19 protein-coding genes and 1 riboswitch are annotated in these 23,258 nt (G+C 42.1%); of the genes, 11 read left to right on the top strand and 8 right to left on the bottom strand.

All coding sequences use genetic code 11. The features are described from left to right. Positions 1-164: 164 nt before the first annotated feature. Positions 165-1,367: an aromatic amino acid transport family protein gene (locus HNW13_RS11185; RefSeq protein ID WP_101086163.1), complete on the bottom strand. Its 1,203-nt coding sequence runs from the start codon at positions 1,365-1,367 to the stop codon at positions 165-167. 258 nt (positions 1,368-1,625) lie between these two features. After that, a riboswitch (yybP-ykoY riboswitch) is annotated at positions 1,626-1,736 on the top strand. A gap of 96 nt (positions 1,737-1,832) precedes the next feature. Between HNW13_RS11185 and HNW13_RS11180 the strand changes: the two genes are divergently transcribed. The 3 genes from HNW13_RS11180 to HNW13_RS11170 all read left to right on the top strand — a co-directional run bounded on the left by HNW13_RS11180 (position 1,833) and on the right by HNW13_RS11170 (position 4,478). Continuing rightward, positions 1,833-2,387, top strand: coding sequence for a TMEM165/GDT1 family protein (locus HNW13_RS11180; protein ID WP_192115431.1), 555 nt, complete (start codon positions 1,833-1,835; stop codon positions 2,385-2,387). Positions 2,388-2,398: 11 nt separating this feature from the next. Continuing rightward, a complete protein-coding gene (gene mdtD / locus HNW13_RS11175; protein ID WP_192115432.1) occupies positions 2,399-3,805 on the top strand; it encodes a multidrug transporter subunit MdtD in 1,407 nt (468 codons plus the stop codon). A 292-nt stretch (positions 3,806-4,097) separates the two neighbouring features. After that, positions 4,098-4,478: an STAS/SEC14 domain-containing protein gene (locus tag HNW13_RS11170; RefSeq protein ID WP_192115433.1), complete on the top strand. Its 381-nt coding sequence runs from the start codon at positions 4,098-4,100 to the stop codon at positions 4,476-4,478. 100 nt (positions 4,479-4,578) lie between these two features. On the opposite strand, the gene HNW13_RS11165 is transcribed toward HNW13_RS11170, so the two are convergent. Further along, positions 4,579-4,773 carry a cytoplasmic protein gene (locus tag HNW13_RS11165; protein ID WP_101086160.1) on the bottom strand — a complete coding sequence of 65 codons (195 nt, stop codon included), beginning with the start codon at positions 4,771-4,773 and terminating at the stop codon, positions 4,579-4,581. Positions 4,774-4,936: 163 nt separating this feature from the next. Between HNW13_RS11165 and HNW13_RS11160 the strand changes: the two genes are divergently transcribed. The 7 genes from HNW13_RS11160 (at position 4,937) to lysS (ending at position 13,744) form a co-directional block, all read left to right on the top strand. Then, a complete protein-coding gene (locus tag HNW13_RS11160; protein WP_192115434.1) occupies positions 4,937-5,428 on the top strand; it encodes a MarR family transcriptional regulator in 492 nt (163 codons plus the stop codon). After that, a complete protein-coding gene (rlmC, locus tag HNW13_RS11155; protein ID WP_101086158.1) occupies positions 5,418-6,551 on the top strand; it encodes a 23S rRNA (uracil(747)-C(5))-methyltransferase RlmC in 1,134 nt (377 codons plus the stop codon). The genes HNW13_RS11160 and rlmC overlap by 11 nt, the downstream gene beginning before the upstream one ends. A gap of 178 nt (positions 6,552-6,729) precedes the next feature. After that, a complete protein-coding gene (gene chrA, locus HNW13_RS11150) occupies positions 6,730-7,881 on the top strand; it encodes a chromate efflux transporter (protein ID WP_192115435.1) in 1,152 nt (383 codons plus the stop codon). Positions 7,882-8,014: 133 nt separating this feature from the next. Beyond that, positions 8,015-9,046, top strand: coding sequence for an IS630 family transposase (locus HNW13_RS11145; protein ID WP_124013279.1), 1,032 nt, complete (start codon positions 8,015-8,017; stop codon positions 9,044-9,046). A gap of 78 nt (positions 9,047-9,124) precedes the next feature. Then, the gene (locus tag HNW13_RS11140) at positions 9,125-10,789 is read left to right on the top strand and encodes a methyl-accepting chemotaxis protein (protein ID WP_192115436.1); all 1,665 of its coding nucleotides are present in this window, start codon (positions 9,125-9,127) and stop codon (positions 10,787-10,789) included. Positions 10,790-11,088: 299 nt separating this feature from the next. Continuing rightward, positions 11,089-12,187 (top strand): peptide chain release factor 2 gene (gene prfB, locus HNW13_RS11135; protein WP_162022282.1). Its coding sequence is split into 2 segments (ribosomal slippage): positions 11,089-11,163 and positions 11,165-12,187, totalling 1,098 coding nucleotides; the frame shifts between segments, so codons are not numbered across the junction. A gap of 54 nt (positions 12,188-12,241) precedes the next feature. Then, a complete protein-coding gene (gene lysS, locus HNW13_RS11130) occupies positions 12,242-13,744 on the top strand; it encodes a lysine--tRNA ligase (RefSeq protein ID WP_182743557.1) in 1,503 nt (500 codons plus the stop codon). Between the two features lie 123 nt (positions 13,745-13,867). Here lysS and HNW13_RS23725 read toward each other — a convergent pair whose 3' ends face one another. From HNW13_RS23725 to HNW13_RS11105, 5 genes are all read right to left on the bottom strand, one after another. Continuing rightward, positions 13,868-14,296 carry a PaaI family thioesterase gene (locus tag HNW13_RS23725; RefSeq protein WP_192115437.1) on the bottom strand — a complete coding sequence of 143 codons (429 nt, stop codon included), beginning with the start codon at positions 14,294-14,296 and terminating at the stop codon, positions 13,868-13,870. Positions 14,297-14,338: 42 nt separating this feature from the next. Further along, a complete protein-coding gene (locus HNW13_RS11120) occupies positions 14,339-16,048 on the bottom strand; it encodes an FAD-dependent oxidoreductase (protein ID WP_192115438.1) in 1,710 nt (569 codons plus the stop codon). Positions 16,049-16,087: 39 nt separating this feature from the next. Further along, a complete protein-coding gene (locus HNW13_RS11115) occupies positions 16,088-16,531 on the bottom strand; it encodes a transcriptional repressor (RefSeq protein ID WP_192115439.1) in 444 nt (147 codons plus the stop codon). A 45-nt stretch (positions 16,532-16,576) separates the two neighbouring features. Next, positions 16,577-16,858 (bottom strand): DUF134 domain-containing protein, encoded by a 282-nt coding sequence (locus HNW13_RS11110; protein ID WP_059747677.1) that lies wholly within the window; start codon positions 16,856-16,858, stop codon positions 16,577-16,579. Between the two features lie 350 nt (positions 16,859-17,208). Continuing rightward, positions 17,209-18,213, bottom strand: coding sequence for a WD40 repeat domain-containing protein (locus tag HNW13_RS11105; protein WP_242445108.1), 1,005 nt, complete (start codon positions 18,211-18,213; stop codon positions 17,209-17,211). 218 nt (positions 18,214-18,431) lie between these two features. Here HNW13_RS11105 and pyrC point away from each other — a divergent pair, with 218 nt between their 5' ends. Then, a complete protein-coding gene (pyrC, locus tag HNW13_RS11100) occupies positions 18,432-19,469 on the top strand; it encodes a dihydroorotase (RefSeq protein ID WP_101086150.1) in 1,038 nt (345 codons plus the stop codon). A 127-nt stretch (positions 19,470-19,596) separates the two neighbouring features. Here the strand turns inward: pyrC and HNW13_RS11095 are convergent, their stop codons facing one another. Next, a complete protein-coding gene (locus tag HNW13_RS11095; protein ID WP_192115440.1) occupies positions 19,597-23,031 on the bottom strand; it encodes an EAL domain-containing protein in 3,435 nt (1,144 codons plus the stop codon). Positions 23,032-23,258: the final 227 nt, after the last annotated feature.

Below are 23,258 nucleotides of genomic sequence, written 5' to 3'. Positions count from 1 at the left end.
GTGTCGATTTCTTGTTTAATCATCTAGGTCAATGTTGGCGGACTATAAAAACGTCGGACCATAAAAACAAAAAAGTCAGGCTAAGCCTGACTTTAACAAATGTTTTACTATCTTAACAGCGTTTGAAAAACTCGCTTACAAATCCACTTTATCAGTCATCGGATTTAGGCTAATGCCACCATCAACTGCGCCACAACAATTAATGTGCCGAGCAATCCTGCGGCGATAAGCCCCAATGTGCCACCAGACACTTGATAACCGCCCATTTTCTGCGCGCGTTGCTTTAATGCCATCGCAATGGGTAAATAGATAATCATCACCACTAATGGAATGGCTGCAAAACCAAGCACTTTGAAAAACCCGTCTGGGTAGTAAAGCGCACATAACAGCGGCGGTATAAAGGTTATCAACCATGTTTTAGCACGACCAACAGCGTCATCTTTAGCTCGGGTCAGTTCGGCGACATAATCAAATAGGCTCATGGTGACACCTAAAAATGAGGTCACCAATGCAAGGTTGGCAAACAGATCAATTGCTTGGCTGATAATGTGTGACTGGGCTAAGCCTTGCAAAGCAGCAACCAGTTTCGGCAGTGAACCACCAAAGCTATGAACTGTTTCGCCGCCTAAAGAACCTAGTGTTACGAGCAACCACAGGATGTAACAAACCAGTGGAATGGTCGATCCTATTAATAACACTTTTCTAAGTGATGCAGCATCACCTTCTAAGTAGCGCACAATGGTGGCAATACACACATGGAAACCAAATGAAGTGAATACCACTGGGATGGCTGCTAACCATAATTGTTGCAGGGCGGTGCCCGACGCTACATCGGTTGAGTAATTGTTTAGTGCACTAATTAAATTAACGTCTGGTAATAGAAATGCCACCACAATGACAAGCAGCACCACCATCGATGTAAATAATATGCGTGATACTTTATCAATCCATTTAACACCAATAGCAATCAAGCCACCAAAAATAACCGTGAACAGTATGACGGCGACTTGGTTGCTCATGTTAATGCCGATGGGTTGTAAACGGGTTTCTAATAGCGATGACCCTCCCATTAGATACACCATGGTTAATGCGAATAATAAGCTAAGGAATGAGCCACCTTGAATGAGCTGGCCGACTTTGCCCAGTGTTTTACCGGTAATGGCATGGACGTTATCGCCGACACCACTATGAAGATTAATTTCTAACATCAGTAACGAGGTGTAAGCCGATAAACCCCAAATAACCACTAATAAGATTAATGCGGGGATCATCCCCAAAGCTGCTGTTGCTAATGGTAGCGCTAGCATGCCTCCGCCAATTGCCGTTCCCGCGACAATCGAAATAGAACCTAAAGTTTTAAAATTCACAGAAAACGTCCTGTTTAATTATTATTTTATTTGTGTCGGACATTAGCAGAAGGGTGACAGAGCAGGCAAGGATCTTTGACTGTTAAAGGCTAACAGCTATGTTTATAAACAATTACACAACAATAGACCAAACTTTTTTACACGTGATTTTTGCAATAGCGTAGCATTACGGCGTTACGAGTAGGGTAGGGTTATTTATATGTCGAATTTACAATGTAAAATGAGTGCGTTGAATAAAATTATTTAATCGTTATAATGCGACTTGTTTTAGGGGAGTAGCTAATCTTGTCTTGCTGTTATGGCACACAAGATGTCTGTATCAACATAATTGGCCTCACGCCATGGTGCAGACAGTAACACACTGTTAATCAGTGATTTTACCAAGCGAGACCTAAGCACAGTAACTGCATCAAGGGGTATGCGGTGGCTCGTGCTTAGTTGTCATTTACCCCTAGGAATATCACATTGGAAGCTTTATTCGCCTCAACTCTTACTGTTGCCATCGCTGAAATAGGCGACAAAACTCAATTATTAGCCTTACTGCTCGCGGTGAGATTTAGCAATAAAACCGCTATAATCTCAGGCATTTTGTTCGCCACATTATTAAATCATTTTCTTGCTGCATGGTTAGGTCAATGGGCCATAGCGTGGATTGATCCACAATGGGCGACCTATCTGGTGGCCGGGTCATTTTTTGCTATTGCACTATGGGTGCTGATACCCGATAAAATGGATGATGATGATAATCGCTTCTATAAACTCGGTGCTTTTACTGCGACGTTTATTTTGTTTTTTATTGCTGAAATAGGGGATAAAACTCAAATTGCGACAGTAGTCTTAGCGGCAAAATACCAAGCACTGACATGGGTTGTCATCGGCACGACATTGGGAATGTTAATTGCTAATGTCCCCGTTGTGCTGGCTGGGCATTTTAGTGCTAACAAATTGCCCATGAAACTGATTCATCGCGGTTGTGCTGTGTTGTTTGCGCTACTTGGGGTCGCTACACTGCTGTGGTAAAAGGAGGTTCAATGTCCGATAACCAAGTTCTTGATGCAGATACTGCCCGCGGGTTGCCCTGGGTTGTTGCCATTGCTTTTTTCATGCAGTCACTCGATGGAACGATCCTTAATACTGCATTACCCGCTATGGCCAGTGATTTAAATGAAGACCCGCTGCGTATGCAAGGCGTGATTATCGCTTACATGCTCACCGTGGCATTGCTGATCCCTGCTTCTGGCTGGATCGCTGATCGCTTTGGCACCAAAAAAATCTTCTTTGGTGCGATCTTATTGTTCAGCTTTGGATCATTGCTTTGTGCATTGTCCAATTCATTAGACATGCTGATTGGTGCTCGGGTGGTACAAGGGTTAGGTGGTGCTTTAATGTTGCCAGTCGGCCGACTTGTAGTGCTGCGGGCATATCCACGTTCGGAATTGGTACGGATTATGGGCTTTATCACCATCCCCGGTTTACTGGGGCCACTGCTTGGTCCAACGATGGGCGGTTGGATGGTGCAATACTTGACATGGCATTGGATCTTTTTAATCAATCTGCCTGTCGGTGTAGTTGGTTGTTATGCGGTGTGGAAGTTCATTCCAGATCTGCGTGGTAAGGAAAAATCACGTTTCGATAGCTTCGGATTTTTGTTGTTTGGGGCTGCGATGTTATTGATCACCATCGCTATGGAAGGACTCGGCGAACTGCACTTGCCGCACTTACGGGTGATGTTGCTGTTATTTGGTGGTATGGCGTGTTTGATAGCATATTGGCTGCGGGCTGGTCGTATTAGTAATCCACTGTTTTCGCCATCGCTATTCAACACCAAAACATTTGCTATTGGTCTTTTTGGTAATCTGTTTGCTCGTTTGGGCAGTGGTGCATTGCCATTCTTGGTGCCGTTGTTGCTGCAAGTTGCACTGGGTTATTCACCATCTCAGGCTGGAATGAGTATGCTGCCGCTGGCCGCTGCAGCAATAATGGCCAAATCAGTGGCTCGACCGATTATCGAACGCTTAGGTTATCGAGTAGTGCTTACCGCGAATACTTTGGCGCTTGGCGTTATGCTGGCGACCATGGGCTTGGTTAGCGAACAAACTCCTTACTGGTTGCTATTAGCTCTGTTGGCGATTCTTGGCGCGATTAACTCGTTACAATTTACGGCCATGAATGCCGTGACCTTAATAGATCTTGATGATGTTAATGCCAGTAGCGGTAACAGTCTATTGTCGGTAGTAGGTCAATTATCATTAAGTTTAGGGGTTGCGTGTGCAGGTGCTTTGCTCGGTGGCTTCAGTACCGATGTCGGCAGCGGTACAGCGGGAACGGTACTTGGCGCTTTCCAACTGACTTTCGTTACCGTTGGTCTTATGACAATGTTAGCCGCAGTGATATTTTCGCAATTATCTAAAGACGATGGCCGTCGGATAACCCATTAATAACAGTGCATAATTTCGCCGATTTCGGATAAAAAAAGTATTTTGCGATTATTTATAACGCGGTATTTTTTACCAAAATGATGCTCTGAATATGACACAGATAAACCTCAATTTTAATTTCCCATTAGTTTTTTGTGCAATCCTGCACACACTTCATTGTATGATTGGTTAAAATATAAGCATGAATAAGCTTTATGGATAGCCGTGTGCATGTAAATGTGTAAGCGGATGGTAAACGGATGGTAAACGGATGGTAAACGGATAGTAAGCTGATAGTTAAAGGAGTCACGATATGGATATGAAGAAACATGGTTTATCGATAGGCATAAACCGAATTAAAAATGTGTTTTTTGTGACATTAAAAGCCATTGGCACATTAACCCACGAAGACTATCTCGTCATTACCCCTATGCTAGAGGGGGCATTAAGCCAAGTTGATCAACCTAAAGTGAGTTTGTTTCTCGATGCTACCGAGCTCGACGGCTGGGATTTGCGCGCCGCGTGGGATGATTTAAAGCTGGGGTTAAAGCACAAATCTGAGTTTGAAAGAGTGGCCATTTGGGGCAATAGAGATTGGCAAGAATGGGCGGCCAAAGTCGGTAGTTGGTTTATTGCGGGCGAGATAAAATATTTCGACGATGAAGATGATGCGTTGAAATGGCTTCGATACTAATACGATGTTCAAGGTATGTTTATCTCGAATGATGCCTAGATCTTTACCGTTGTGATGGCATGATTAACCCTAGGAACAGATTCTCTAGGGCTATAAGCATTTACGCCGTGGTATTAACATTGTGACCACTGTTGCCAACGGGCTGCGGCGCAGGTGGTTGTGCTGCTTCAATGAGCTGCAATGCCATTTGACCTTCAATCTTTTGCTGTTCTTTAGCCATTACGGCCACTTTTAAGCTGCTGCCAGAATCAATCGTTGTTGGCATTGAAGACGGTGAATTAACACTAATTGACATGGTTAACCTTAATATAAAGTCGGATGGTAATAGTATATCGGCTGAAAATCGAAGTGCTTGACACATTTTTGCTAAAAAGCATTCGTTGAGCTTTTTTTGATTATAGGTTGCGCACAACCAATGTTATAATTAACTCATATTATTGGTTAGTGGAGTGAAGCCTATGTCTAGTAAAGCGCTTACTGAGTCTCAATTACCTTTAGCGCAAAACCCGCTAGCACTTGAAAATCAAGTGTGTTTTTCATTGTATAGTGCGACTAATGCGATGATCCGCGCATATCGACCATTATTAGATGAGTTATCGCTGACTTATCCTCAGTATTTAGTGATGATGGTACTTTGGAAAGAGCCGGGGATTAGTGTTAAAACCTTAGGTGAAAAATTACATCTAGATTCTGGAACGTTAACGCCCTTGCTAAAGCGTTTAGAAGGTAAGGGCTTAGTGAGCCGTGGTCGCAGTGAGTTAGATGAACGCGTGCGAGTATTACATGTTACTGAGCAAGGCCAACAATTACATCAGCAAGCGTTGAGTATTCCTGAACAGATGCGTTGTAAAGTGGGTGGCACTATTGAAGACTTACAACAATTAAAGCAACTGTGTGATCAAGCATTTACCATGTTAAATTCCGGAGAGGCGAGCAGCTGTGAAATGTGATTATTTTGAGCGTGGCGATTGTCTGTCATGCCGCAATATTCAACTACCTATGGTTGAGCAAGTGAGTGTAAAGCAACAACAATTAACCGATTTGTTTCGCGGCATCTCAGTTAAACAATGGTTAGCGCCAATATTAAGCGCAGAATCAGGTTTTCGTAATAAAGCCAAAATGGTCGTTTTAGGTGCAGCTCACAAACCTATTTTAGGTTTGGTTAATCCTAAAGGGGAGCCGGTCAGTTTATGTGACTGCTCGTTATACCCTAAAGATATGCAATTATTGCTACACCGTTTAGAGCGATTTGTGCAGCAAGCAGGCATACCACCTTATCGGGTCGATAAGAGCAAAGGCGAGCTAAAATTTATTTTACTGACTCGCAGCCAAAGTAGTGGCCAGTTTATGCTGCGTTTTGTATTACGTAGTGACCAAGCCATCGTGAGAATTGAACGAGAATTACCCCAATTATTACAAGAGTTTCCCGAAATCACCTTAGTCTCGGCCAATATTCAGCCAATTCACATGGCTATTCTAGAAGGCGAAAGGGAAATATTTTTAACGGAAACAACACGATTAGAAGAACAACTTAATAATGTACCGTTGTTCATACGGCCAAAAAGCTTTTTTCAAACTAATCCGGAGGTTGCCGCCCAGTTGTATCAAATAGCGAGGGAGTGGGTTACTGAATTCAAACCGAACTATATTTGGGACTTATTTTGTGGTGTCGGTGGATTTGGACTGCATTGCGCTAACAGCAATACCCGTTTAACTGGAATTGAGATCGAATCTGAAGCAATAGAATGTGCCATCTTGTCAGCAACCAAACTAGGGCTTACACAAGTGGATTTTAGTGCACTCGATTCAACTCATTTTGCCAAAGGACAATCTGCTCAAGATAAACCGGATCTTATTATTGTCAATCCACCTCGGCGTGGATTAGGTAAATCATTATGCGATTTATTGAGTGAGTTTGCGCCTAAAGCAATCGTTTACTCTAGTTGTAATCCACACACCTTAATGAGCGATTTAGAGTGCATTACGGGTTATCAAATCACCAAAGTTCAAATGTTTGATATGTTTCCTCATACCGATCATTTTGAAGTGCTGGTTATGCTAGAACAGCTGTAATAGTCTTTGCTATCAATTAAGGTGTTTTATAATCGAAATTAAGTACTCGTTTGGTGTCGCTAAATTATAGATTATATCGAACAAAGGTAGCTGTTAGGTTGTGGTATATGTTGTCATCATAAAAATGTCATCTCAATGTCATAACATTGTTTATTAACATAAAAAAGGTACTAGGACTATGTGGCAAATTTTCAGTCGCTTTTTAGCGTTAGGGTTAATCAGTTTCGGTGGCCCTGCGGCTCACATAGGCTATTTTAGAAAAGCATTTGTTGACGACTTACAATGGCTAGACGGTAAACAATATTCAAGTTTTATCGCCCTGAGTCAGTTTATGCCTGGGCCAGGCTCAAGCCAGATAGGGTTTGCAATTGGGTATCACCGAGGTGGTTTATTGGGCGGATTAGCCGCCTTTTTAGGTTTTACCTTGCCGTCTTTTTTACTGATGTTTTTATTTGCTGTGACCAGTGCTCAATGGTTGGAAATAACGGCCGTAGAGGGGGCTATTCATGGCTTAAAGCTACTGGCAGTAGTGGTCGTAGCGGATGCGACTTTGTCAATGTTCAATCAATTCTGTCAACGAAAAACTGCTAAAATACTCATGGCTGCCACCGCCGTTGCTATCATATTAATGCCTTCATTATTAATGCAAATTGGCGTACTAGTTGTGGCCGCTATTGTTGGAGTCATGTTGATGACTCGGGGTGAGCGTATTACGCCAGACACACCTGCTATCGAGCTTAATTATGCTTGGTTAGCGTTATTTATTATAGGCATCGCAGCATCTTTATATTTGATCAATCAACCTGACAGTCTTGGACAGATTTTTGCGCAATTCTTCCAAGTGGGCAGTTTAGTATTTGGCGGTGGGCATGTGGTATTACCCTTGCTTGAAACCAGTGTCGGTGAATACATTACCCCTGATCGATTTTTAACTGGCTATGCACTTGCGCAAGCCATTCCTGGCCCTATGTTTACCTTAGCAACCTTTTTAGGGGCAGATTTATGGTTAGAATCTCCTATTTTGGGCGCGTTAGTGGCGACGTTAGCTATTTTCCTTCCAGGTTTTTTATTGATGCTGGTGGGCTTAAAAAGTTGGCATTCTATTAGCCAGCATCCTGCCATAGCCGGTTCGTTAGCGGGGGTAAATGCAGCCGTTGTTGGTTTATTGCTTTCGGCGCTATATCAACCCGTGTTCACTAGTGCGGTGATCATGCCGCTAGACATGGCATTAGTGATCATTGGTTTTAGTGTATTAAAAGTCTTTAAGCCTGGTCTTGTATGGTTGGTAATAGGATTTGCAGCAATGGGCAGTGGATTGACAATGTTGTAAAACGGTTATTATATTGGATGATTTTGCGATAGGTCTCACTTTATTGAGTTGCAATAGTTTGTTAGCTTAACCATCTATACCCGTGATCATTGAAAATGCTTGATTTTGTCCCAAATGGGATCATCATAGCCCCATGAAACAAATTACACTCTCGCCAGAACAAAAAGTAGCATTGGAAACTCGACATAAAAGCTCGAGTGATAGGCGTGAGTGTGATCGCATTAAAGCCATTTTACTACGCGATGAAAATTGGCCAACGCCAATGATTGCCCAAGCGTTACGTATTCACGAAACGACCGTAGTTCGATACATTGATGCCTATGCTCACGACCAAAAACTCACGTGTAATAGTGGCGGCTCCTTAAGTTATCTGAGTCAAGAGCAAACTGAACTATTGATTGCACACCTGTGTGAGGTGACCTACTTGCATAGCCATCAAATAGTCGCTTATATCTCAGAACAATTTCAGATTAAGTACACAGTGTCAGGCCTCAATAAATGGCTGCATAAACATCAGTTCAGCTATAAAAACCCTAAAGGGGTTCCTCACAAATTTGATGAAGACAAACAAACGGCTTTCATTGAATATTATGAGCAACTAAAATCCTCGTTAACCCCTGATGAACCGTTATTATTTATGGATGCGGTTCATCCGACCCAAGCCACAAAAATCACCGCAGGCTGGATAAAAAAAGGCGTTGATAAACCGATAGAAACGACGGGAAGCCGAACCCGTATTAACGTGGTTGGTGCAATCCGACTTGGTCACTTAACAGAAGCGGTCATTGAGCAATATAGCAAAACGGTTAACGGTGCATCCATCATCGATTTTTTAAACCAAATTAGAGCGCGTTACTCAACAAGTGGTGTTATCCATTTGGTGCTTGATGGCGCTGGATACCATCGAAATGCCTTAGTAGTTAAAGAGGCTAAAAATCTGAATATAACATTGCATTACCTGCCGCCTTATAGTCCAAATTTAAACCCAATAGAACGATTGTGGAAGGTAATGAATAAGCATGCGAGGAATGGGCAATACTTCGCAACGACAAAAGAATTCCGACGAAAAATCACTGACTTTTTTAGCATCACCCTCCCCGATATTGCCGATACACTCGGTGATACAATTAATGATAACTTTCAGAAATTAAAACCTGCAGTTTGAATTCACTTGAGTATATAATAAATAGACTATTATATTGATAGACTATTACCTTAAAAGACCTTCAAAAGGCTGGCCACTATGCTGAGATCTTCCCTACGCAATAAACTACTGGGGTTATCGCTAATTCCGCTTTCGTTGATCCTCATCGTACTACTGAGTATTTTTTATGTGAATGAAGAATCGTCTCTAACCAAGGATATTGATAATTTTCGCAGTGAGTTAATTTCAGAACGTAAAAATCAACTAAAAGAATCGGTTCAAATTGCCCAAGGTGTTGTGGAGTATGAGCTTGCTTTGGGTAGCAGTGGTAATGTCAATGGAGCATTACGATATCTACGTTTTGGAACTGCAGGGTACTTTTTTATATATGATGATGCTGGCGTCAATATTTTTCACCCGACTATGCCTGAACTTGAAGGTCAAAACAAAATTGACATGGCCGATCCTAATGGTACCAAGATTATTGTTGGGTTATTAGATGCGGCTAAATCGGGTACTGGTAATTTTTCTTATTATTATAAAAAGCCCGGTAGCGAACAGCTTGTAGAAAAGCTCGGTTTCGCGGTAATGATCCCTAATACCAATTGGATGTTAGGCTCGGGCGCTTATATTGATGATATTGAAGAGTCTATTGTCGGTTATGAAACTTATAAAACTGAAGAGATGAATCAAAAAGCATTAATGTTTCTATTAATTGCTTTAGGTCTTACGGGGATGACTGCTTTTGGCGTGGTGCTGATGGCCCATAAAATGGTGGTGCCAATTCAAAATATGGCGTCATCGCTTAATGATATCGCTAAAGGTGAAGGTGATTTAACTAAACGTTTAGATATCACCAGTGAGGATGAGATTGGCCAATTAGGCAGCGCATTCAATCTGTTCATCGACAAATTACAACATATTATGGGTGATGTGGCTGGTGCGACCGACAGGGTTAAGCATGCGGCTCAAAATATCAGTGGCCAAACAGTGTCAATGACAGAGCAACTCTACAATCACAATAATGAAATTGACCAAATTGTCACCGCGATCACCGAAATGTCGGCGACGGCGCATGACGTGGCCCACAATACTAATATGGTAGCTGAAGCCACGCATGCTGCCTCTGATAACGTTACGAAAGCGCAAGATTGTGTCGATACCTCATTAACGGAAGTGTCTAATTTAATGAACCAAATTGACAACGCTGCGGCCAACGTCAAATCATTAAGTGAACAATCTAAGAAAATTAATTCAGTGCTGAGTGTGATAGGTGGGATTGCTGACCAAACCAATTTACTGGCACTCAATGCGGCAATCGAAGCAGCCCGAGCGGGCGAGCAAGGTCGGGGTTTTGCGGTTGTTGCTGATGAAGTGAGAAACTTGGCTAGTCGAACCCAAGCCAGTACGGTTGAAATTAATGAAATGCTGGCAGAACTGAATAAGCTAGTGACTCAAACGGTACAAACTATGGAAGAAAGCCAGGTGAGTTGTTTGAGTTCGGTGGAGTCTTCTAGAGCGATTTCTGAAAGTTTAGGTGCCGTGACATCATCAGTAACCAGCATTAATGACATGAGTACTCAAATTGCCACCGCGGCTACTGAACAAAGCTCAGTGACCGAAGAAATCAATCGCAATATCAATTCAGTGCAAGAGATTGTTAATACGTTATTGGTGGCCAGTCAAGATGCGTCCGGTATGAGTAAAACCGTTGCTGATGATGGTCAGACGTTAGCGGAATTAGTGGGTCAATTTAAAATATAATGTTTACTTGGTAGGTAATTAAAAATGAACCCGAAGCGGTTCATTTTTTTTAGTCCAATTTTTAATCTACACCAGAGCCTAAATTTGAACCTATATTTGTTGAAGCAAACTTTAACATTATAAACGGTCCATTTATTCTATTCATTCGTGGGTAAGTGTTTTTCCAGATGTTGATTTGATGAAATATATTCGTCATTTGTTTATTAATAATCGGCCTTCCGGTCTAGGTTTAGTGCCTATCATGGGGTAAAATGCGCCGTTGCACCTTTTGTTAACCGCCAAATTTAAGTTGAATATTCATGTTTGAAGTTAATCCTGTAAAATTCAAAATTAAAGAGCTAGCCGAACGTACTGAGTTACTTCGGGGGTATCTTTGACTACGCTGCTAAAAGTGAGCGTTTAGAAGAAGTCAGTCGCGAGCTTGAAAGCCCTGAAGTGTGGAATGAGCCTGAACGTGCTCAAGCATTAGGTAAAGAGCGTGCTGCGTTAGTGGTTGTGGTCAAAACCATTGATGATATGGACACGGGTCTAGAAGACATCCAAGGGTTACTTGAGCTTGCCATTGAAGAAGATGACGAAGAAACCTTTAATGATGCTGCCGCAGAACTTGAGGAGTTAGACACTCGTCTGGCTGATCTCGAATTCCGCCGCATGTTTTCTGGTAAGAGTGATGCTTCAAACTGTTATCTTGATATTCAATCTGGTTCAGGCGGCACCGAAGCACAAGACTGGGCCAACATGGTTCTGCGCATGTATTTACGCTGGGGTGACGCGCATGGTTATAGCCCAGAGTTAATGGAAGTGACCGACGGCGATGTGGCAGGTATTAAAGGTGCTACGATTAAGTTCACTGGTGAGTACGCTTTTGGTTGGATGCGAACAGAGACGGGTGTGCACCGTTTAGTACGTAAATCGCCATTTGATTCATCAGGTAAACGTCATACTTCTTTCTGTTCTGTTTTCGTTTACCCTGAAATTGATGATGATATTGAAATCGATATCAATCCATCAGATTTACGTATCGACACTTACCGTGCTTCTGGCGCGGGTGGTCAGCACGTCAACAAAACCGATTCTGCGATACGTATTACACATTTACCAACCAACACTGTGGTGCAATGTCAAAACGATCGCTCGCAACATAAAAACCGTGACTCTGCTTTTAAGCAATTAAAGGCGAAGTTGTACGAGTTAGAAATGCATAAACAAAATGCCGATAAACAAGCTGCTGAAGATGCAAAATCAGATATCGGTTGGGGCAGTCAAATTCGTTCATACGTATTAGATGACGCCCGTATCAAAGATTTACGTACAGGGGTTGAGAACCGCAACACTCAAACTGTGCTGGATGGTGATTTAGATAAGTTTATTGAAGCCAGCCTAAAATCAGGACTTTAATTAAATTAACTTTTTCCGCCATGTAAGTGTGGCGAGTAAACGCGAGAATATAATATGACTGAACACGTACAAGATGAAAACAAACTGATTGCTGAACGTCGCGCTAAATTAGACCACATCCGCACCAACTGTCCTGCGAATGCTCATCCAAATACATGGCAGCGTAGTCATAAAGCGGCTGAGTTACAGGCTCAATATGGCGAGCAAACCAAAGAAGCGCTAGAAGAGTTAGCTTTTCAAACCAGTATTGCTGGCCGTGTTATGGCCAAGCGTGGTCCGTTTTTAGTAATTCAAGACGTGTCTGGCCGTATTCAAGCTTATGCTGGTAAGCCAGTGCAAGGCGACTTAAAAGAGCGTTATCAAGGTTTAGACATCGGTGATATTATCGGTGTTAAAGGTCAGCTGCATTTATCTGGCAAAGGCGACTTGTACGTTAATATGGAAGAATATCAGTTACTGACCAAAGCATTGCGTCCGTTACCTGAAAAATTCCATGGTTTAACCGACCAAGAAACGCGTTATCGTCAGCGTTACGTTGATTTGATCGTTAACGAAGATTCGCGCAATGCCTTTATTATGCGTTCTAAAGTGGTTTCTGCTATTCGCAACTTCATGATCAAAAAAGAGTTCATGGAAGTTGAAACCCCAATGATGCACGTTATTCCTGGTGGCGCTTCAGCACGTCCATTTGTGACTCATCATAATGCATTAGACATGGCGATGTACTTACGTATCGCGCCTGAGCTATACCTTAAGCGTTTAGTGGTTGGTGGTTTTGAGCGTGTGTTCGAAATTAACCGTAACTTCCGTAACGAAGGTTTATCACCACGTCATAACCCAGAATTCACCATGATGGAATTCTATATGGCATATGCTGATTACAAAGACCTAATGGACTTAACCGAAGAAATGCTGGGGTCAATTGCTCAAGAATTATTAGGCAGTACTAGCATGCCGTATGGTGAAGAAACTGTTGAGTTTGGTGGCGCTTATGCTCGTTTAAGCATGTTAGAAGCGATTCAGAAATACAATCCTGACAATGCGACTATTCAAGCTATGACCTACGAGCAAGTTAAAGACGTAGAGTTTATGCGCGACTTAGCATCGAGCCTAGGCATCAAGTTAGAGAAATTCTGGACCTGTGGTCAGTTACTTGAAGAAATTTTCGGTGAAACTGCTGAAACTAAGTTAATGCAACCTACGTTCATTACTGGCTACCCAGCGGATATTTCACCTTTGGCGCGTCGTAATGATAACAATGACTTCATTACCGATCGTTTTGAGTTCTTTATCGGTGGCCGCGAAGTGGCTAACGGCTTTAGTGAGCTCAACGATGCTGAAGATCAAGACAACCGCTTTAAAGCGCAAGTTGATGCTAAAGATGCAGGCGATGACGAAGCAATGTTCTATGACGCTGACTACATCACAGCACTAGAGCACGGTTTACCACCAACAGCAGGTCAAGGTATTGGTATCGACCGTTTAGTGATGCTATTCACTAACACGCATACCATTCGCGACGTGATTTTATTCCCAGCGATGCGCCCACAAGCGTAATGACATAGGTTGGCAGTAGCTAACACTGAGGAATAATCAAAACCAGCTTTCGGGCTGGTTTTTTTGACTAAAATTAACTGGAAATTTGTCTCGTACTGGTTAATTTGCTGCTTGCAAAAAACGCTAGTCGATGACGCCACTTTTAGGTTGGATAAACTTTGCCGATGCTGTCACGAAAGCTTTATTGTTAACAAAGAGCGCAGCTTCTAATTGGTACATCCCTAAACGTTGGCTCACCAATCGACCGACAATTTTGATGGCATCACCAACCTTTATGGGGGCAATAAAGCGGATGGTCATTTCGGCGGTTAAGGCCTTAATACCTTGCATCAGCAAACAATGAGTCATCGCCGCATCGACTAAGGCACTGGCAACGCCGCCATGCAAGAAGCTGTTGTAGCCTTGAAGCTGCGGACTCACTTTATGATAACCAACCACTTGGTTATCACCGTCAGCAAAAAATTTACACTGTAACGACAATGGATTTTGTTTAGCGTCGCCACAGACAACACATTGACTGTGGCTTTGTTTGCTATCTTGATAACGGTTCACACAAGACCTTATTTATTGATGAGTATAAATCCCAGCAATGCTTTAAAAGCGCGCATTAACCATTTGGTAGGTTTTATAACCACCAGTGAGGTTACGCACTTTAAAACCATGCTGGATTAACATGCGATAAGCGACATGACCGCGTAAACCCACCTGGCAAAATACCAGTAACTCTTTGTCTTTAGGGAGTTCGTTTAGTCGGTCTCGAAGCTCTGGCAGTGGAATATTCATTGCGCCTGCAATTGAACCCACGGCCGTGAGTTCCCCTGGGTTTCGAACATCGACAATGATTTGTTCTGCGGTCAAAGCGTGTAAATCTTGACTGTGACATATGGCTTCATCACCTAATAATACATTGGCTGCGACCATACCTGCTTGATTGACCACATCTCTTGCAGAACCAAATGGAGGCGCGTATGTGAGTTCAAGATCGGCTAAGTCATGCACCGTCATACCAGCGCGTTGCGCCACGGCTAATACGTCCATACGTTTATCAACGCCGTCAATCCCTGCTGCCTGCGCGCCTAAAATACGGCCTGAACTAGGGCAGAACAATAGCTTTAAGCTAATAGGGTGAGCCCCAGGATAATAGCTGGCGTGGCTTGCTGTGTGGACATAGATTTTTTCAAATGGGATATTTTGCTTGAGTAAACTTTTCTCATTTAATCCTGTTGAAGCAATGGCCATATCAAACAACTTACAAATAGCTGTGCCTTGAGTGGCACGATATTTTTTATCACCACCAAGCATGTTATCGGCAGCTAATCGTCCTTGGCGGTTGGCAGGGCCAGCAAGGGGGATGAGTGTCGGATTACCAGTAACAAAATCTGCAGTTTCGATGGCATCGCCCACAGCATAAATATCTGCATCGGAGGTTCGCATGCCTTCGTCAACCCGAATACCACCGAGTGGGCCTAATACTAAACCGCACTCAGACGCCAAGCTGGTCTCAGGTTTAACACCAATGGCGAGGATGACTAAATCGGTTGCTAAGGTGTTGTTATCACTCAATGCTAGTTGCAGATGGTAGTGAGGTAATATTGGCTTATCATAATCACCGGTATTATCGGCTTCAGCCAGTTGTATCGGGTATTCATCAACAGCGGTTAAGCCGGTTTTTAAGCGTAAATCAACCCCATTATCAACCAGTTTTTGATGCAGCATATTGGCCATTTCAAGATCAACTGGCCCCATCACTTGGTCTGCTAGTTCGAGTAAGGTGACGTCTAACCCAAGGTGGCGCAGCGCTTCTACCATTTCTAAGCCAATAAACCCACCGCCTACTACCGTGGCATGTTTAGGTTTATGCAGTAGAAGATTCGACAGGATTTTATCCATATCAGGAATATTACGCAGGCTATGGACGAAATGGTTATTGATGCCGCTAATGGGTGGTTTTATTGGTGATGCACCGGGGCTGAGTAATAGCTTTTCATATGACTCTTGATACATTTCATTGGTCATAAGGTTACGTACGGTTAATTGCTTGGCTTGTCTATCAATCGCCACGACTTCATTATGTACCCGTACATCGACATTAAAACGCGACTTAAAGCTTTCGGGTGTTTGCAGTAATAGTGCGTCTCGGGATTCAATTTCACCACTAATATGGTAAGGCAAACCACAGTTGGCAAATGAAACAAATTCGCCCCTTTCAAGGATGATTATTTCAGCAGTTTCAGATACGCGTCTTGCTCTTGCTGCTGCCGATGCACCACCAGCAACACCACCAATAATGACTATTTTGGTCATGCTATTCTCCAATAAAATTAACGATTAACCTAGCGACTATCAATCAGACTTTTTGTTTTCTGATTTGCTATTAAGTGCTTTTTGGCAAGCAAAGCAGTGACCGTATATATTGAGGCTGTGGTGGTGAATACTCATGCCGTGATGTTCTGCCGCTAATCCTAAGCGTAGCTCAATCAAGGGGTCGATAAAATCGATTAACTTGCCACAGGTTAAACAAATTAGATGATCATGCCGTGGTTTATTACTGAGCTCATAAACAGTATTTTTAGATTCAAATAATCGACCTACAACGAGGCCTGCTTGTTCAAAATGCGCCATAATTTGGTCTACAGTATGAAGGCTAATGGTCTCTCCCTGTGCATTTAACCCTTGATAGATATTTTCTACCGTTAAATGCTGTTCATCGGTTTGAGTAAGAAACTCAAGTAACTTACACTTTTGAGTGGTTATTTTGAGACCAGATTCTTTCAATACTGCTTGCATTAGATTGACCTAAACACGTCGACACGTGTTAACTGTGTTTAATCTTCAGCTGATATTATTTGTCATCAACGCTTTGCCATTAATAAGACTATCAACCACCTTATGCCTAGCTCCTTTAACCAAGTTCGCCAACGTTTGACGAGAAATATTCATTGATTTAGCTGCTTCTTGTTGTTGCATCCCCAGTAAATCAACTAAGCGTAAAGCCTCCATTTCATCCTCTGCAAGTGGTACCTGTTCTAACTGCGTCATCGGAATACCATTGGGCTTAAAACAGATGTTGGCAGCTTGGCCGCATATAGTTCGGGGGATTTTAGGTCTTGCCATGTAGCACCTCGTTTGTAGCATATGCCATATATACTGAATGTAGTTCACACATGCAAGCTCTATTCTTTATTGAGTATGAGATACAAACAGATCTTTGATCTAGCCCATAAAACTGACTATTCAACGATACTGATTTTATCACCGTGCTAAATCCAGCTGGCTTTGGAATTGTTAGTGACTGTTTAGTGATGCTATTGATTCATACGGTTACTATCCGAGAGATTATTGATTACCAGTGATACGCCCAACAGTGCCAGTATCTATGAGGTGCCAATTGCCAGTCAATCACACGAACAATGCAAATCAAATAACGCTGTTATGATTTTTTATTATCTCTGATGGAGATAAACTTATAAGCTCCAGGTCTCAAGTGCACCATCAGAGCTTAAGGTCAATAGCTTACCATTAGGTTTGATCACCATTGAAAATACCGTAGTGCCAGTGTTATAGGCGGTGATATCCCAATGAGAAAGCTCTTTTCCTGATGAAGCATCCCAATAGATAACACTTTGTTTTGACGTTGCGGTAATTAAGTTTTTGCCGTGATTGACGAATAACGCCTGCCGAAAATAGCGATAGCGCTCAAGGTAATCTAGATGACTTACTGGCTGCGTTGTTTGGGTATCGATAATGACATTGTTATCAAGTGCATCGGCAATAAATAAGCGCCGATTAGCGTCATCAAAACTCACGCTGGTGATTTGTTGAGGACGTGAGAAACTGCTGATCAACTCACCGCTATAAGCAGCCCAAATATGGACATCACCATCAAGTCCTGTCGATAAAACCTGTTGTTCAAAGCCTGATAGCTCAACATGATTAACGGCGGCGCTGTGTTGTTTAAACAATGACATTGTCATGCTACTTCGTTGTATCACTGTGATTGAACCATCATTCATCCCCACCAAAATAGTGCTGCCTGTTTGGCTCAGAAAAAGGCTCGAAATGCTGGCATCGGGATTAAATCCGTGGGCGGGCCAACGTATATCTAATTTGCCTGTCTCAAGGTTAAAAACGGATATTTTTTGTTTGCCAGCCGTCGCAAGGAATTGTTTGTTACCAGACAACGCCAGCAGATAATTGGTTTCATCAAAGTCATCGTCAGACCATTGGCGTAATAGTTGGCTTGTTGCCACATCCCAAATTGATAATGTACGGCTTCTGCCTAATGTGACAGCCATACTGGCATCGTTAGACAGTACGCCATCAATTAGCGTTTCTTGTACGAGTGGTTGAATATTATCGGGGGTTTTCATCACCTCAGCTTGATTGCAGCCAGAGACAGCCATCATTATCGTGATGACGCTAATAAGGTGCACACTTATCTGTAATCTAAATCCGGCATTAGCTAACAATTTAATTCCCCCTATAAAAAGATGCTTTCAACATAATAGCATAGAGCGTTACCGCCGGTTTTATGGGCTCGCAACTGCATGAATCGTGAAATATTTACTATAAATGGCATGACTTTTTGCTATAGCAAAGTCAGCGTTCAAATTATGCATCTATTAAGAAAAAGTGAATTCAGGCACAATAACGGCTAACAATCTGTTATTTAAGCCAAGGAACCCACATGACGCAAATTACCTTAACCACTCCCGATGATTGGCATCTTCATTTTCGAGATGGGGATATGCTAGGTGAAACGGTTCCTGCGACGGCTAGACTGTTTCAACGCGCGATTGTGATGCCTAATTTAGTCCCACCAGTAACGACCGCTACAATGGCTTTAGCTTATCGAGATCGTATCTTGGCGGCGCGCCCAGCCGGAAGTAGTTTTCAGCCGTTAATGACGCTATTTTTAACTAATAACACCAGCGCTCAAGATATTATCGATGCCAAAGCGGCAGGGGTAGTGGCTGGAAAGTTATACCCAGCAGGTGCGACCACAAATTCAGATGCAGCAGTTAAAGCCTTGGATGAGTTGTTTCCGATATTTGAGGTTATGGCGCAACAAGGCATGTTGTTATTAGTACATGGTGAAGTAACAGAATCGCATATTGATATTTTTGATCGCGAAAAGATGTTTATCGATCGCTATTTATCGCGCATTGTCGAAGCCATTCCTAGCCTTAAAGTGGTGTTTGAACATATCACCACTAAAGAAGCGGCTGAGTTTGTCGCAGAGGCTTCAGCTAATGTTGCTGCAACCATTACCCCACAGCATTTATTGTTAAATCGTAATGATTTACTCGTCGGTGGTGTGCGTCCGCATAACTTTTGCTTACCCGTATTAAAACGCAACATTCACCAGCATGCATTGCAAGCTGCTGTGGCGACAGGCTCAAGTAAATTCTTTTTAGGTACTGATTCTGCCCCGCATGAAAAACACCGCAAAGAGTCAGCCTGTGGCTGCGCAGGTTGTTACAGTGCCTGGAGTGCATTAGAACTCTATGCGCAAGTATTTGATAACTTAGGGGCATTAGATAAGTTAGAAGGTTTTGCCAGCTTACATGGCGCAGACTTTTATGGCTTACCACGCAACAGTGGCACTGTGACGCTAGTGAAACAAGAATGGACGGTACCAGAAGAGATTATTCTGCCAAACGGTAATCCTATCGTGCCATTTTTTGCAGGACAAAAAGTGAATTGGAAAGTGAAAACGGCTTAAGTTAATCACTAAGTTGTCTAGGTAATTAACGCAGCATGCTGTTTTTATCACGGGTAGCTAAGTGGAAATAGCTTAATAACCAAATAGATTTATTAATGCCTGTCAGTTTGCTGACAGGCATTTTTGATCAGCGTCTTATTAAAGATCTCTTATTGGCTTTTTCATTTGTTGCCTGCGCCTGTAAAAGTGCTTCAAATGCTGCTTGGGGTAATGGTTTACTAAATAAGTAACCTTGGCCGTAATCACATTTCAATGCATTAAGCAGATGATACTGCTCTTCTGTTTCAACGCCTTCTGCCACGACCGTTAAATTGAGACCGTGCCCCATAGCGATTGCCGCACCAACAAGTTCTAGATCGCCCGGATCGACGGTTATATCGTTAATAAAGCTTTTATCTACTTTTAAGGTATTGAATGGGTAACTGCGCAGGTAACTGAGCGACGAATATCCGGTACCAAAATCGTCCATTGAGATACTGACACCAATGTCGTTAATGGATATCAAGTTACTGTCGATGACGGCGTCGCCACTGAGTAAGACTCCTTCGGTGATTTCCAGTTCAATAGTGCTAGGATTAATCTGATGTTTATCTAGCTGGATATTAAGCATGTCAACAAAGGTATTTTCCCTGAATTGTTTTGGGGACACGTTAATGGCAATTTTAAAATGAGGATTATAGGTTTGTTGCCATTTTTTGGCTGTAGCAAATGCAACCTCGATAACATATTGACCGATTGTGACAATGAGTCCCGTTTGTTCAGCAATAGGGATAAACTCATCAGGAGTGACTTGACCGAGCAAAGCATTATTCCAGCGTAAAAGGGCTTCCGCGCCGATAATTTTGCGGCTCTTGATATCTACAAAAGGTTGAAAGTAAACCTCGAGTTCTTTTTGCTTCAATGCACTGCGTAATTGCTCTTCAACTTTCAAGCGCCGATTCATATCGTGGTTCATTTGATGTGTATAGAAATTATAGGTATTTCTGCCGCGATCCTTTGAATGGTACATGGCTGAATCTGCTTGTCTTAGCAATTCTTTAGGGTCTTCACTATCTAGCGGGTAAAGGGCAATACCAATACTGATGGTTGACACTAGCTCACGATTTTCGAGCCTAAAAGGCTGGTAAAATTGCTCGAGTAGCTTACGGGCAATAATTTCAACTTCAGTGGGTTCATTAATATTGCTCAATATAATGATAAATTCATCACCTCCCAACCTACCCACAACATCACTTTCTCTAATGGTATTTTTTAACCGAACCGCCGCTTGGATCAACAGTTCATCACCAACAGAGTGACCCATGGTGTCATTAACCTTTTTAAAATCGTCTAAATCAATAAACAATACTGCCACATTATTTTTGGCTCGATGGGCGTCTTTAAGCATTTGCGACAATCTATCAAGTGACAGTAGTCTATTAGGCAGGCCTGTTAAGCTATCGTAATGGGCTTGATGAAGAATTTTTTCTTCTTGTTGTTTGTATTGAGTGACATCTTGTTTTAGGGCTAGATAGTGTTTAGTGACGCCAGCGTTATCAAAAATAGGTGCAATATGAGCATGTTCCCAAAAAATATCGCCGTTTTTCTTTTTGTTTTGCAGCTCGCCTTGCCATGCATGTCCGGTAGAAATAGCATTCCATAATTCTTTATAAAGTGATTTTGGGGTTAATCCCGACTTTAGCATGCTGGCCGATTGGCCAATGACTTCACTCGCGGCGTAGCCAGAAATTTTTTCAAAGGCACTATTCACATATTCAATTTTGCTGTCGATATTAGTTAATATCATTGATATTGGGCTTTGTTCTATTGCTTGTGACAATGTAAGAGCTTGTTCTTCAGCCTTTTTTTGGGCGCTTAAATCGATATCGATACAGTACATTTCTGCTTCATTATCGGTATTGTTGATTAACGTATGGGATGAATAAACCGCTACATTACTACCATCTGCACGTTGCAGGAGTAATTCTTCAGCGAGAATAGGAACCCCTTCATTAATCCATGCATTGACGTTATTGATCACATGTTCTCGGTAAGGTGGGGGAATAATGAGGTCTTCTAATTGCTTCCCTAATGCTTGCTCTTTGGTATATCCATAAAGCTTTTCACTGGCCTGGTTCCAAAAAATGACCGAACGGTTTTTATCATAACCTTGGACCGAAATTGAGGGTATTTGTTCAAAAATATGTCTAAACTTAGATTCACTCAGAAGCAGTTTTTGTTCGGCATTAATGCGCTGTGAAATATCTTTAACAAAGCAGAATAACATCCCATCATCACCATCCCAAAAGCTGATGCTCACCTCAACATGAAACAAATGACCTAACTTATGTCGGTGTTGAGAGGTGTAATTAATAGACTTTGTTTGCTTAACTTTAATGACATTTTGAGTAGAATACTGGTGTTTTTCACTGGTTTCGATCTCTCCAATCGGTTTATTGCTCAGCTCGTCGAGAGTATAACCGGTCATATTAGCGAAACTCTGATTCGACTCAATTATTTTGCCGTCCACCGACACAATAACAAAGCCATCTTGCGCGGTACTGATAATATTACGATAAGTACTTTCACTGCGGCGTAACTGTTCTTCAATGAGTTTTCGGTCGGCCATATCTCGACTTACGCCCACAATCCCCTCAATTTCCCCTGACAAATTAGTAAAAGGCGTTTTATGGGTTTTAAAAATATGGGCGATTCCATCTGGTGTTGTGACCCATTCTTCATTCATCCACGGCTGGTTTTCTCGTAATACAAAGCGATCGGCCTTGATAAAGCTGTCTGCCTGCTGACGATCAAATAAGTCATAGTCTGTCTGATGCTTAATATCCTCGGGTTTAAGGTTTAACGCTTCAGAGAATGCCTTGTTACAACCTAAATAAATCCCGTCGACCGATTTGTAAAAAATGATATCGGGAATGCCATCAATAATGCTTTGTAACAGGTTTTTCTCGGTTTCGAGGAGGCTTTTGTGATGATGTAACTCTTGATATATTTGTTGCCTTTGTTGATGCTGTTTTAGCAATAACCCCACTAGCATGGTGCCACATGTATATACCGTTAATAATGTCGGACCAATTGTAAGAATAATGTCGTATTTATCTACCACTGGCATGAGTAATAAACACAGCAAAATGCCAATCTCCACCACAAACCCCATGGCCAGTAAGTTTTGCCAATTGGGTTGTTTGTTTGCAGACTTCATCCAGTATCGCCAGCCTAACCCAATGGCAGAGCTGATAATAATAATTAAGGTTCCAACGTATAAACCGGCGCCGCCTTGATAAATACGGAAACAAGCAGCGAGTAACGCGGCAATCAATGTCGGGATAAAACCAAAAAATAGCCCACTTAAACTTAACAGTACCCAACGAGTATCAAAAAATATCCCCGGCCTTAACTCCCAAGGATTATTCATGACACAAATTGCAATCATTCCGATAAAAACCCCACTCAAGACATTTCCATATTTCTTGGGGGCTATCTTTTGTAATTTTATGGCATCATAAATAACGACAAGTGCCAGTAACAATACGGTGTTACTCATCAAACTGAAAAAACTATCCATTCTTTCCCCGCATAAAAAGAGCATTGCCTTCTTTTACTGTAGTTCAAATCTGATAATAATAAAAAAATAAACTATTTTTATCATTACGTTAATAAGATTTTTACCATTAATATCTAACGCCTGTGACCATTGAAATCTGAGCAAAGGTTCAAATAAATGGCATGATCAAGTTTAGTCGTTAAACGGTATTTTTGTGTACTAAATCTTCATCCGTTGACGAGTTCTGT

The organism is Shewanella sp. BF02_Schw (assembly GCF_014596695.2).
Lineage (GTDB): Bacteria > Pseudomonadota > Gammaproteobacteria > Enterobacterales > Shewanellaceae > Shewanella.
The sequence above is the reverse complement of the archived record's forward strand: the minus strand, read 5'-3'. Positions and strand labels throughout refer to the sequence as shown.

Coding starts and splice junctions, on each gene's coding strand:
- HNW13_RS11160 (WP_192115434.1), top strand. CDS start 4,937: ATGTCTAGTAAAGCGCTTACTGAGTCTCAATTACCTTTAGCGCAAAAC.
- HNW13_RS11145 (WP_124013279.1), top strand. CDS start 8,015: ATGAAACAAATTACACTCTCGCCAGAACAAAAAGTAGCATTGGAAACT.
- HNW13_RS11095 (WP_192115440.1), bottom strand. CDS start 23,031: ATGGATAGTTTTTTCAGTTTGATGAGTAACACCGTATTGTTACTGGCA.
- HNW13_RS11110 (WP_059747677.1), bottom strand. CDS start 16,858: ATGGCAAGACCTAAAATCCCCCGAACTATATGCGGCCAAGCTGCCAAC.
- HNW13_RS11170 (WP_192115433.1), top strand. CDS start 4,098: ATGGATATGAAGAAACATGGTTTATCGATAGGCATAAACCGAATTAAA.
- HNW13_RS11140 (WP_192115436.1), top strand. CDS start 9,125: ATGCTGAGATCTTCCCTACGCAATAAACTACTGGGGTTATCGCTAATT.
- lysS (WP_182743557.1), top strand. CDS start 12,242: ATGACTGAACACGTACAAGATGAAAACAAACTGATTGCTGAACGTCGC.
- HNW13_RS11115 (WP_192115439.1), bottom strand. CDS start 16,531: ATGCAAGCAGTATTGAAAGAATCTGGTCTCAAAATAACCACTCAAAAG.
- chrA (WP_192115435.1), top strand. CDS start 6,730: ATGTGGCAAATTTTCAGTCGCTTTTTAGCGTTAGGGTTAATCAGTTTC.
- HNW13_RS11120 (WP_192115438.1), bottom strand. CDS start 16,048: ATGACCAAAATAGTCATTATTGGTGGTGTTGCTGGTGGTGCATCGGCA.
- pyrC (WP_101086150.1), top strand. CDS start 18,432: ATGACGCAAATTACCTTAACCACTCCCGATGATTGGCATCTTCATTTT.
- HNW13_RS11165 (WP_101086160.1), bottom strand. CDS start 4,773: ATGTCAATTAGTGTTAATTCACCGTCTTCAATGCCAACAACGATTGAT.
- mdtD (WP_192115432.1), top strand. CDS start 2,399: ATGTCCGATAACCAAGTTCTTGATGCAGATACTGCCCGCGGGTTGCCC.